Annotated in this window: 6 protein-coding genes; all 6 read left to right on the top strand. The window is 26.8% G+C overall.

Going from position 1 to position 13,537, the window contains the following annotated elements:
• A partial coding sequence (locus KGF39_RS12050; protein WP_227822486.1) for an N-acetylmuramoyl-L-alanine amidase occupies positions 1-943 on the top strand: 943 nt, incomplete at its 5' end.
• A gap of 243 nt (positions 944-1,186) precedes the next feature.
• Positions 1,187-3,100 (top strand): hypothetical protein, encoded by a 1,914-nt coding sequence (locus tag KGF39_RS12045; RefSeq protein ID WP_227822485.1) that lies wholly within the window; start codon positions 1,187-1,189, stop codon positions 3,098-3,100.
• Positions 3,093-5,312 (top strand): ATP-dependent helicase, encoded by a 2,220-nt coding sequence (locus KGF39_RS12040; RefSeq protein ID WP_227822484.1) that lies wholly within the window; start codon positions 3,093-3,095, stop codon positions 5,310-5,312. Before KGF39_RS12045 ends, KGF39_RS12040 begins: the two co-directional genes overlap by 8 nt.
• Positions 5,313-5,422: 110 nt before the next feature.
• Positions 5,423-6,253, top strand: coding sequence for a PD-(D/E)XK nuclease family protein (locus tag KGF39_RS12035; protein WP_227822483.1), 831 nt, complete (start codon positions 5,423-5,425; stop codon positions 6,251-6,253).
• The gene (gene addB, locus KGF39_RS12030) at positions 6,243-9,710 is read left to right on the top strand and encodes a helicase-exonuclease AddAB subunit AddB (RefSeq protein WP_227822482.1); all 3,468 of its coding nucleotides are present in this window, start codon (positions 6,243-6,245) and stop codon (positions 9,708-9,710) included. The genes KGF39_RS12035 and addB overlap by 11 nt, the downstream gene beginning before the upstream one ends.
• Positions 9,710-13,537 carry a helicase-exonuclease AddAB subunit AddA gene (addA, locus tag KGF39_RS12025; RefSeq protein WP_227822481.1) on the top strand — a complete coding sequence of 1,276 codons (3,828 nt, stop codon included), beginning with the start codon at positions 9,710-9,712 and terminating at the stop codon, positions 13,535-13,537. The genes addB and addA overlap by 1 nt, the downstream gene beginning before the upstream one ends.

Genomic DNA, 13,537 nt, shown 5'->3' with positions numbered 1-13,537 from the left:
TGTTATAAATAAGGTAAATGGAATAACTAAGGAGAGTGTTACTAATAATAGAGTATACGGAGCAGATAGACATGAGACAAATGCAAATGTAATAAAAAAATTCTATACAGATGATGAATTAGAAGCTGTTTTAGTGGCTAAATCAGATGTGCTTGTTGATGCTTTAGCAGCAGGTCCATTGGCTGCTAATTTAAAATCTCCAATACTTATAACACCAAAAACGTATGTGTCTGCATACCATAAAGAAAATTTAGAAGCTAAATCAGCTAATAAGGTATACAAAATAGGAGGAGGATTGACTTCTAAGGTAATGAGTTCTATAGCATCATCATTATCTAAACATAATACAACTCCAGACCCAGGAAGTAATAATGGTGCTAAGACAGTTATGATTGACCCAGGGCATGGTGGTTCAGCACCTGGAAATTCATTTGGAGGAATGATTGAAAAAGATTACAATTTAAATACTTCACTTGCAACTACTGAATATTTACGTTCAAAAGGTATAAATGTAATTATGACTAGAGATACAGATAAGACTTTATCTCTTGGAGCTAGAACTGCTCTATCTAATTCATTGAAACCAGATTTATTTACAAGTATCCATTATAATGGCTCAAAGAATAAACAAGGTCATGGTGTAGAAGTATTTTATAAACTTAAAGATAAAAATGGAGGGACTACTAAGACTGTAGCTACCAATATATTAAATAGAATTCTAGAGAAATTTAAACTTACAAATAGAGGAATAAAAACAAGAGTGCTTCTTAGTGACTCTACAAAAGATTATTTATACGTTTTAAGAACTAATAATGTGCCAGCTGTACTTGTAGAATGTGCATTTTTGGATAATGAGAAAGATATGAGTTTAATAAATTCACCTGCAAAAGTGAAAGAAATGGGTACACAAATAGCTAAAGGAATAGAAGAATCATTAAAGTAACTAAAAATAAAGATATGTAAAAGCGTAATGTAAATTTATAGTTGTAAATTTATATTAAAGTCATAAAATGAAATATAAGTGTATCAATAGCAAGACTGTATATACATTTGCATATATAAATGCAAGACTGTATATAGAGTCTTTTTTTGTAGTTAAATGAAATAATTTGATTGTATTTTGTAAAATACACAATATGATATAATTAGATAATATACACTTAATTTAATTGAGGAAGGTGATTATGTGGATTATTTATTTGAAAAAAGCAGTTTAAAAGAATATGGAAATGAACCTTTAGATAAATATAGAGAATTGTTAGACAAAACAGAGAATAATTCAAGAAGTATTCTTTTATTAGTACCAAACAATAACACAAAGATAATGTATGAAAGGTCTTTAAGATTAGATTATAGTGAAGAATTGAAAATAACAACATATATAGGGTTTGTTAAAAAAGAATTATTGAAATATTGGCCATTAATAATAGAAAAGTGTGATGAAATAAGTAAGAAAGTTGTATCTCCAACATTTATATCAAATAGCTTAAGTGAATATTTAATAGTGCAAAAAGTTAAGGAAAAAAGAATACAAGAAGGGTATTTTGAAGATATTACAGGAACAAATAAATCAATAGCTAACAGCATAATGAATAATATAAATAAGTCTGCATTTAATTTAATTGATTTTGATTTTATTGGAGAAAAAATATATTCATCAAAGAAAAATAAAGATAGTATATATAGATTTTCATACACTCAGATGGATGAAATTATATCATATTATATAAATTCATTACTATCAAATTCACTTTTGGATAATGCACTAAGTGTATATCTATACAATCAGTATCTACTTAATGATGATTTCTATATAAAAAAACTATTTAAAGAAGTGAGATATATAATAGTGGATAGCCTAGAAAGTTCAAGTAATGCAGAAGTTGATTTTATAACAGAAGCATTAAACAATGTATTGAAAAGTTATATATATATTGATTATAGCAAGGACTATTCTGCATTTAATAATGTGGATATGAATTATATAAATGATAGGATAATATCAAAAATTAAATCTAAAGAAGAACATATTAAAAAGAAGAACATTGAAATAGAAGATTTATATTTATTACCTGCAACTATAGAATTAAATCAATCAAGCCAATTGTACAATGAAATGTTAGATTTAATAAGTAAAAAAATTATTTCTCTTATAGAAGAAGGTATATCTCCAAGGGATATAGCAATTATATCTCCTATAAACAATACTATATTGGAGTATCAAATTAAAGATTCTTTGATAGAAAAAAATATAGATGTTTTTAATACTAAGAAAGATAAAAAAGCTGTAGATTATCCATATGGAAATGCCTTAGTAGTGGCTACATGTATATTTTATGGATATTTAGATTTTATAAAAGATGAAGAGTATTTAAGTTTTATAGAAACTCTTTTAGAAATAAATAGGATAAAGGCATTTAAGATTTTTAATGAAACAAGACATTTAGATATTAATCATATAGATGGATATAGTCAATATCGTGATATTTTACAATATATTGAGGAAAAGAAGAAAAGTGACATAAAAATACATGAATTTTTAATTCAGTTTTATATAGATAAAATGTTAAGTTTAAAAGAAGGTAAAAAGAATGTTGGGTTATGTAAAAAGATAATAGCTGAAAGTGAGTCTTTTAGCGAAAGTATAGGTATACTTGGTATGAAAAAAGAAAAGATATTTATAGAAGCTTTAAAGACTACAATAAACGATTATTACTCTGTTGTTGACATAGAAGAATTTAAATCCAAAGACAAAATAGTAATAACGACTCCTTATTCGTATATATCATCAAATATAGATAGGAGCATACAAATATGGGTGGATATAGGAAGTAATGCTTGGAATATGAAAATAGAAAAAGATATAAGCAACTTAATCGTACTTAGAAAATCTTTTGAGGAAAAAAAGGTTTATACAAATGAAATGGAAGAATATTATAAGAGATATTATCTATACAACACTGTATATAATTTGTTATTAAATGCAAAGAAAATTTATGCTTATAAGAGTGAGTATGCGATTAATGGCTATATCCAAGAAAGTATGTTATATAGTATACTTTTAAAAATCTCACATAAAGGAGATAAAAATTATGATTAATATAAATTATAGGGAAGACCAGATGCCAATAATAAATTATGATAATGGTACTATGGCAGTACCAGCAGTACCAGGTGCTGGAAAAACATTTATAATAACAAATTTAGTTGCCAAATTATTACTTGAACAGAAACATAAGGGTGGTAAAATATTAATTCTTACATATATGAATAGTGCTGTAAATAATTTTAAAGGTAGAATAAGGAAGATTTTAAAAGAGAATGAAATAGATGATACTAGTTCATATGAAGTAATGACTATACACAGTTTAGCTGTAAAAATAATAAAGGAAAAACCAGAAGTTGTAATGCTAAGTGAAGATTTTAACATAGCTGATGATTTACAAAAAAACATCATATTAAATGAATGTATAAATAGATTTAGATTTGAAGGTGGAGAAAGAGCTTTTAGATGGTTCTTAAAGGAGCAAAAAGATGAGCGTTGGAAAGAAATAACTCTTGAGGCTTGGGAAAGAGGTTTTTTTGAATTTGCAGGAAATGCAATAAGTGAACTTAAGTATAAGGGAATTTCTCCAGATAAGCTTGAAGAAATATTGTCAAGAGGACACAAAGGAATGCTTAAAATTATTCTCCCAATATATAAATTATATGATAGAAAGTTGAAGCAAAATGGATTACTAGACTATGATGATATATTAATTTTAGCAGAAAAGACTTTAAGCTTAGATGAAGGACTTAGAAAGAAGTTTCAAACTAGATACAAATACATCTTTGAAGATGAATGTCAGGATTCAAATGAAATCCAAGGAAATATAATAAAAATTATATCTAGTGAAAATAAAAATTTAGTTAGAGTCGGCGATATAAATCAGAGTATAACAGGTACATTCTCATCATCAGACCCTAAGTTTTTTAAAGCGTTTATAAATAATGCCGATTTTTGTTATAGGATGGATATGTCAAATAGAAGTTCAAAAGATATACTTGATTTAGCAAATACTCTTGTAGAATATGTTACAAAGGAATTTAGACAGGAAGAATGTAGACATGCTCTTGAGAATATGCAAATAAAGACTGTTCCAAATGGAATGGGGTATAAAGAAAATCCTAATCCAGAACATTACAATATAAATGTAAAGTGGTATGAGAGCTGGAAAAATGAAATAGAGCAAACTGCTAAATACGTTAAAGGTATAAAAAATAAGTATCCAGATAAAAGTATAGGTGTATTGGTTCCATTTAATGAACAAGTTACACAAGTTGCTAAAGAACTTAGGGAGTATAATCTAGCTTTTGAAGAATTAGGACCAAATTCTTTGAGTAAGAGAAAAGTTATAAACAACATAGCATCTATTATTGAGTTTATGCTAAATTGTGATGATGTAGAAAAATTAATAAATGTACTTGATAAGGTTTTTATAAATACTGACAATGAAGCAGAAGAAAAAAACTTTTTAGAAGCATTAAAAAACTATTCGACAGAAGAAATTATATACAACTTTGAATTTAGTAAATTAGATAATGATTTAATAGCAATTAATGAAGAAAGTGAGATATACTTAAGTTTCAAAAGAGGAGTAGATATTATAAAAGATATATTAGATTATCCAATAATAAGGTTAGACCTCTTAGTTTTGTTTATTGGTAAAAAACTTAATTTAGAAAAAGAAGATAAAGCTGTACTTGATTATATATCTTTTTATATAAAGTATCTAGTATCAGAAAATATATATATGGATTTAGAAGATGTATATAATTTATTGTTTGATGTAAAAAATAAGGTGTTCAATCACATAATAGATGTAGTATATGAGATAAATGGATATGAACCAGAGCCTGGTAGTATAACACTATGTAATTATCATAAATCAAAAGGTATGGAATGGGATTGTGTGTTTTTACTAGGTCTTATTGAATATAATTTTCCTGACAATATCAATCAAAAATTTCAGAGTGATAAATGGTATTTAAAAGAAAAATACAAAAATCCTATGGCAATTATTAAATCAGAAATAGAAGCTATAATAAAAGGAAGTATTTCAACTAATTATGCTCATAAAACTAAGATTGACTCTATAAATGAAAAGATTAGACTTTTATATGTAGGAATCACTAGAGCAAAGGAGATGTTGGTACTTTCAGGAAGTGCTTATAGAGATGAAAGTGATATAGGTAACAAGAGAAAAGAGCAAAAACCATGTATATATTTAAGTAGACTTAATCGACATATTATTGAAAAGAGGTCAAATTAATATGTAATGAGTTTATTAATATATTGCTTAATGTATTGCTAAAAAGAGGCTAGAACAATATATATAGTAAATAGTTATGAAAAAATAAAGTTAAGAGAGAAGTGATATGAATGAATGACAAATTAAAATATTTTTCTTATAGTCAAAATTCAATTAGCACATATAAATCATGTCCATTAAAATTTAAATATAAGTATATTGATGGGATAAATTGGAAAAATGATGATATTGGCAGTAGGGAGTATTATGAGAGTTTAAAAACAGGAAGAGATTTTCATTTAATTTGTGAAAGATATTTTAGTAATATACCTCTTGGAATCTATTTTAATGAGGACGATAAAAATGGTAAAAAATTTTTAAAGTGGATTGAAAATATAAAAAAAGTTGTTCCTATTGAAGAAGATAAAACTTATCTGCCAGAATATGAAGTAAGGATGACTTTAAATGGGGATACAATACAGGCAAAGTATGATTTAGTTATAATTGGAAAAGACGATATAGAGATATGGGATTGGAAAACTGAGTCCAAAAAGATTGACTATAAAAATGTAGAAAGTAGAATACAAACAATTGTTTATATGTTTTTAGCCAAAGAAGTAATACCGAAAGTTTTAAAAATAGACATAAATGTTAAAGATATAAAGATGAGGTATTATCAACCTGAATTTGATGATTCACCAATCAACATTTCATATGATGATGAAAAACATGAAGCAAATAAAAATAAAATTCAAAATTATATAAGTATGATAAAGAATACTAATTATGAAGAACATACATACGAAGACAATCTATACAATAATATAGAAAAGGTATATAATAAAGAAGAACGTATGTACTATAGAAATAAAAAGCATTGTAAATATTGTGAATTTAATAAGTTATGTAATGGTAAAGAAATAGATTATAGTATTTTGGAGGCGGAAATTTATGGGACTTAGGTTTGTATTAGGTAGAAGTGGAAGTGGAAAATCCACCTATATACTAGATGAAATTAAAAAAGAAGCTCAAAAAAATGAAACGACATCAATTATACTTTTAGTTCCAGAGCAGTACACATTTGAGGCTGAAAATAGGGTAAGTAGACTATTTTTAGGAAAAGAAAAAGATAAGTATTTGAGAGTTAGGGTGCTTAGTTTTAAAACGCTTAGTAATATAGTTTTTTCTCAAGCAGGAGGATTAACAGATGTAAATATAAATTCTAGTGGAAAAGCAATGATGGTATATAGAGCGATTGAAGATGTAAGTGAAGAATTAAATGTGTTTTCAAAATCAAAGTCACAATCTGGTTTTGTAAGTTCAATTACAGATATGATATCAGAAATGAAACAGTATAATATAAGCCCTGAGATGTTAGAAAATATATCTGGGGAATTAGATGATGAAACTTTAAGTCTAAAATTAAAAGATATAAGTAAAATATATAATTCTTTTGAAGATAAGTTACATGAAAATTACGTGGATGCTCAAGATATGTTAATTTCATTGGCAAATAGAATCGAATTAAGCAGTTATTTAGATGGAGCTTGTGTTTATATAGATGAATTTACAGGTTTTACACCAAATCAGTACAATGTCATAAAGAGTATATTAAATAAGTCTAAAAATGTTAATATTTCTTTGACTGTAGATGATGTTAATTATACTGGGTATAGCAAAGCTGATGTATTTTCTAGAACGAAATTTACCTATTCAAAATTAACTCAATTGTGCAACGAAGAAGGAATAAAAATACTACCACAAGTAAATTTAAATACAGGTGTTATAAAAAGGTTTGAAGGAATTAAAGAGCTACAACACTTAGAAAAGTTTTATAATGCTTATCCATATAAAATATATTCAAATCCAACTGAAAATATAAAAATAAAAGAGTTTAATAATTTATATTCAGAGGTAGAAGAAATAGCCAGAGAAATTGTACATTTGGTTAGAGATAAAAATGTCAGATATAGAGATATAACCATTGCTACAAGAGATTTAAATAGATATGATTTTTTAGTGCATTCTATATTTAATGAATATAATATACCAAACTTTATAGATAAGAAGAGAGAAGCAAAAAGTAACCCAATAGTTATCTTAATTATTTCAGCTTTAGAAATGAAGAATAGGCGATATGGATATGAAACTATGTTTAGGTATTTAAAAAGCGGACTTATAGGAATTAATAATGATGATATAAGCTTACTAGAAAATTATGTGCTGGCTAATGGGATTAAAGGTAAGAAGTGGTTTGATGAAAAATGGGATTATAAAATAACACAAAGTATTTCCAGTGAAGAAAGTGAATTTGAACTGGAATTAAAAGATAGAATAAATAAAATAAAAAATAGAGTACTAGAGCCAATAAATACCTTACAAGACAAATTAAAAGGAAAAAATAGAGTAAAAGAAATATGTAAATATATATATGAATTTTTATTAGATATAAATATGCCAGAAACTATAGAAAGTTTAATATTAAACTTTAAGGATAAAGGAGAACTTGATGTTGCAAATCAATACTCACAAGTTTGGGACATAGTAGTGGATATCTTAGACCAAATGGTGGAACTTATGGGTGATGAAATAATTTCTTTAGAAAAATTTATAAAACTAATAACTTTAGGTTTTGATGAATATGAATTAGGGTTAGTTCCTCCTAGTATAGACCAGGTACTTGTAAGTAGTGTGGATAGAATGAAAAATCCAGATACCAAATATTTATACCTAATTGGAACTACTGATGGTGTATTTCCTCTGATTACAAAGGATAGTGGAATATTGAGTGATAATGATAGAGAAAGTCTTGGAAGCAAAGGAATCGAAGTTGATATTGATAGTAAAACTAGAAGTTTTGAAGAACAGTTTTTAGTATATAAAGCCCTTACTTCGACATCTAAGAATTTAATTATAACGTATCCAATATCTGACCATGAGGGTAAGACACTTAGACCATCGATAATTATATCAAGACTTAAAAAGATATTTCCAAATGTAAAAAATAAAAGTTATCTAGTAGAAGAATATAAAAAAACTGATGAAGACATACTTGAAAATATAACTGTTAAATCACCTACATTTAATGAGCTTATAAATGTAATAAAAAATTATGACAGTAATAGCTATAGTAAAGAAGATGTTAACAGTATTTGGCTAGATATATATAGATATTATCTAAAGGATGAAATGTATAGTTCCATAACAAAAAAAGTTATAAAAGGTCTTAGTTATACTAATCAAGTTCATAAGATTGAAGAGAAGAAAATAAGGTCATTGTATAAAAGTAATTCTCTTAGTATATCTAGGCTTGAAAAATATGCTGAATGTCCATTTGCTTATTTTATACAATATGGTCTAAAAGCTCGAAAACGTAAAGAGTATTCATTTACACCACCAGATTTAGGAACTTTCATTCACAATATTTTAGATAGGTTTTCAAAAGAGCTTTCACAAGACAATTTATCTTGGAGATATATTGATGAAAAATATATAGAATTAAAGATAGGTATAATAGTTGATGAAATAATTTTAAAGATACCAGGATATATATTAAATAGTTCTGAAAGATATAAATACCTTGCATATAGATTAAAGAATATGTTGACAACTGCTATAAATATAATTAGTCAGCAAATAAAACAAGGTTCATTTGAACCAATAGATTATGAAGTTAAATTTGGCAATAACGGAAAATATCCTCCTATAAAAATAGTATTAGAAAATGGACAAGAAGTAAATTTAGTTGGACAAATAGATAGAGTTGATGAATTTGAAGAGGGAGAAAATAAATATATAAGAATAGTCGATTATAAATCAGGCAATAAGTCCATAAGTTTAACAGAAATATATTATGGTCTACAATTACAATTGCTTGTGTATTTAGATGCAATCCTTGAAAGTGTAAAAGGTGAAAATATAAATATAAATCCAGCTGCAATATTATATTGTAGAATAAATAATCCAATAGCAAAATTTAATGAAGATAAAGATGATGCAGAAATACAAGAAGCAATATTAAAAGAGCTTAGAATGAAGGGGCTTGTAGTAAAAGACTCTCACATAATAAAAGAGATGGATAAATCATTAATAGATGGAGAAAGAAAAAACTCTTTAGTAATACCAGTAGGTCTTACTAAGGATGGAAATGTGGGTAAAAGCACTTCAGCAGTAACCTATGAGGATTTTAAATTACTTAGAAAATATGTAAAGCATGCTATAAAGGATTTATGTGAAGAAATGCTAAGTGGAGAAATACGTATAGCTCCATATAAACATAAAGATGGAACATCATGTGACTTTTGTGATTACTCAGCTATATGCCAATTTGATTCAACTATGAAGGATAATAAATATAAAAATTTAAATAATAAGAGCAACGAAGAGATAATAAAAATGATGAAAGGAGATGTTAATTAATGAGTTCTCCTAAATGGACAAAAGAGCAACTAGAAGTCATAGAAAGTAGAGACTGTAATTTATTGGTTGCAGCTGCTGCTGGGTCAGGAAAAACAGCAGTGCTAGTTGAGCGTATAATTCAAATGATAACAAGTAGAGAAAATCCAATTGATATAGATAAGCTATTAGTTGTTACATTTACTAATGCTGCTGCATCAGAGATGAGAGAGAGAATAGGGGATGCTATAGGAAAAGCCTTAGATGAAAATCCAGAAAATAAACATTTACAAAATCAACTTGTTCTATTAAATAAATCTAGTATTACAACAATACATTCATTCTGTTTAGATGTTATAAAATCAAATTTTCATAGAATAAACTTAGACCCTAATTTCAGAATAGGGGACCAAACTGAATGTGTTATTTTGAAACAAGAAGCAATAGAGGAAGTATTTGAAATTTTATATGAAGAAAGAGATGAGGGCTTTTTAAATTTAGTTGAAAGCTATGCTGAAAGAGGAGGAGATAAAGAAGTACAAGAAATTATATTGGGAATATATTCATTTGCAATGGCTTCTCCTGAACCTAAAAAATGGTTGATTGATTCAGCAGAAAGATTTAATATTGACGAAAATTTTGATTTTTCACAGTCTATTTGGGCTAGAGCTATACTAGATACTGTAAAAATAGAAATTAATGGTCTTTGTCTAAACATGGAAAAGGCATTAAAAGAGGTTGAATCAATAGAAGAATTAGAAACTTTTGCAGAAAAGTTATCTATTGAGTATAAAAAAATAGTCGATATTTCACAAGCGTGCAATCAGTCTTGGAATGAGGCATATAAAAAGATGGCAAGTATGTCTTTTGAAAATTATGTAAAAGGAGTAAAAAGAATTCCCAAGGATGCTCCTTCATATATAAAAGAATCAAAAGAAAAGGCAAAAACTATGAGAGATAAGACTAAGAAATCTTTAGAAAATATAGTAAATGCTACATTCAACAAAGATAATGATTCTATCAAGGAAGAAATAAAATATCTTTATAATATAGTTAAACCAATATCTAATATTGTACTGAGATTTGAAGAGGAATATAGCAACAAGAAAAGAGAAAAAGGAATAATAGATTTTAATGATATAGAGCATTTTGCCTTAAATATACTCACAAATCTAGATGAAAATGGTAATATTATACCTTCTGATATAGCAGTGGGATATAGAAATAAATTTTATGAGATATTTATAGATGAATATCAAGATAGTAATCTAGTACAGGAAGTCCTACTTAAAGCTGTAGCTAATACAGAAATTCCAAATAGATTTATGGTTGGTGATGTAAAGCAGAGTATATATAGATTTAGACAAGCAAAGCCAGAATTATTTTTACAAAAATATAATAACTATAATGATAAAAAGGGAAGTCCCCATAGAAAAATAATGCTTTATAAAAACTTTAGAAGTAGAGAAGAAGTTGTAGATGCTGTAAATTATATATTTGAAAATATAATGAATGAGAATATAGGAGAAATTGAATATACAGAAAAAGAAAGACTCAATTTGGGTGCAGATTTTAAATTTGATACAGATGAGAAGTCTATTGTTGGTGGAGCAACAGAGATACACCTTATACAAAAAGATAATAAACTTGATGAGGATATTATAAATAATAAAGATGATAGTGCTAATAACGAAGAAAATGAATTAGAAGAAGAAGAAAAATTAGATAATATACAACTTGAGGCTAGAATGGTTGGAAAGATTATCAAAGATTTAATGAAAGTTAATGAAGATGGAAAAATTCAAAAGGTCTATGATAAGGGAATTGATGGATATAGACCTGTGGAATTTAGAGATATAGTGATTCTTTTAAGAGCTACATCTACATGGGCTCCTGTGTTTGCAGATGAATTGATGAATATGGATATACCAACTTATGCTGATGTTGGAGTGGGATATTTTGATACAATTGAAATAAAAACAATATTGTCATTACTTCAAATAATAGATAATCCAATGCAAGATATACCTCTTATATCTGTATTAAAATCGCCTATATTTGGCTTTACACCAGAGGATTTGATTGATATTAGAATTCAGAGCAAAGATAAAACTTTTTATGAAGTTTTGCAAAGTACATCAGAGTATGATGAGTTTACAGATTCTCAAAATGGAAATAATTCTGAATTTATACCAAGTGAAGAATGTATAAACAAAAGTAAAGATTTTTTAATTAAACTAAAGGAATTTAAAGAAAAATCAATGTACATGAGTACAGATGAATTTATATGGTATTTATATACCAGAACTGGATATTATGCTTATGTTGGGGCATTACCAGGTGGAAGTCAAAGACAAGCTAATTTAAAAGTGTTGTTTGAGAGAGCAAAACAGTTTGAAGAGACTAGTTTTAAAGGGCTATTCAACTTTGTAAATTTTATAGAGAAATTAAAAAAATCTAGTTCTGATATGGGAAGTGCAAAAACACTTGGTGAAAATGCAAATGTTGTTAGAATAATGAGTATTCATAAAAGTAAAGGACTAGAATTTCCAGTAGTTATATGTTCTGCAATGGGGAAAAATTTCAATACTCAAGATTTTAAAAAGAGTATTTTATACCATCATAATTTAGGGTATGGACCTCAATTTGTAGATTACGAGAGACGGATTTCTTTTCCAAGTATAGCTAAGGAAGCATTAAAAAGTAAAATAAATATAGAAAATTTGTCAGAAGAGATGAGAGTTTTATACGTAGCATTTACAAGAGCAAAAGAAAAATTGATTATAACCGGTTCTACTAGAAATATACAAGATAGTATAAAAAGATGGCTAAATGGGATTGAAAGTATAGATGCAATATCACAATATGAGATATTAAAAGGTAAAAATTTTCTAGATTGGATAATGCCTTGTATATTAAAACACAAGGACTTGTCTAATTTATTGGGTGATGTAGGATTAGACCCAGTATTTAGTGTTGAACATAATTCAAAATGGTATGGAAAGTTATGGAATAAGAATGATATTTTAGTAGAAAAGAAAATAAGTGAAGAAAATGAAAGTATTGAAGAAATTCTTGAAAAAATAGACGTAAATACTCCTGACAGCGATTATTATAATGAAATAAAAGAAAAATTAAACTATGTGTACCCATATGAATTTAGTACAAGAAAACCTGCTAGTATATCTGTTACAGAGATAAAAAAGATACAAAATAATTATGAAGAAGAGTTGATAAATACTATATTTGAACAAAAGGTAACCTTGAAAAAACCTCTATTTATCCAAAATGATGAAGAAAGAGAAAAAATAAATGGGGCAGAAAGAGGTACAATAGTCCATTTAGTTATGGAAGTTTTAGATTTAAAAAAAGTAAGTAGTGTAAATGATATAAAATCGCAAATAAAAGGTCTTGTTTCAAAAGATATAATAACAGAAAAGCAAGCTAGTATAGTAAATCCATATAAAATATATAAATTTTTTGCTTCTGACATAGGAAAAAGAATGTTGAATGCTGAACTTATAAATAGAGAAAAATCAATTTATGCACAAGTGAATATGAAAGATATATATATTTATGAAAAACTTATAAAAAATGATGATAAAAAACTTTATGATAAAGAAAGTGTCATGTTAAGAGGTATAGTTGACGCTTATTTTGAAGAAGATAATCAAATAGTTTTAGTAGACTATAAAACCGACTTTGTAAATGAAGAAAATATAAATCAAATAATAGAGAAATATAAAAAACAGTTAGATTTATATGCAGATGTTATTGAAACTTTAACTGGTAAGTCAGTAAAAGAAAAATGTATATATTTATTTGGTGTTGATGAAGCTGTTTGTTATTAG

The organism is Clostridioides sp. ZZV14-6345 (genome assembly GCF_020657775.1).
Lineage (GTDB): Bacteria > Bacillota > Clostridia > Peptostreptococcales > Peptostreptococcaceae > Clostridioides > Clostridioides difficile_D.
The sequence above is the reverse complement of the archived record's forward strand: the minus strand, read 5'-3'. Positions and strand labels throughout refer to the sequence as shown.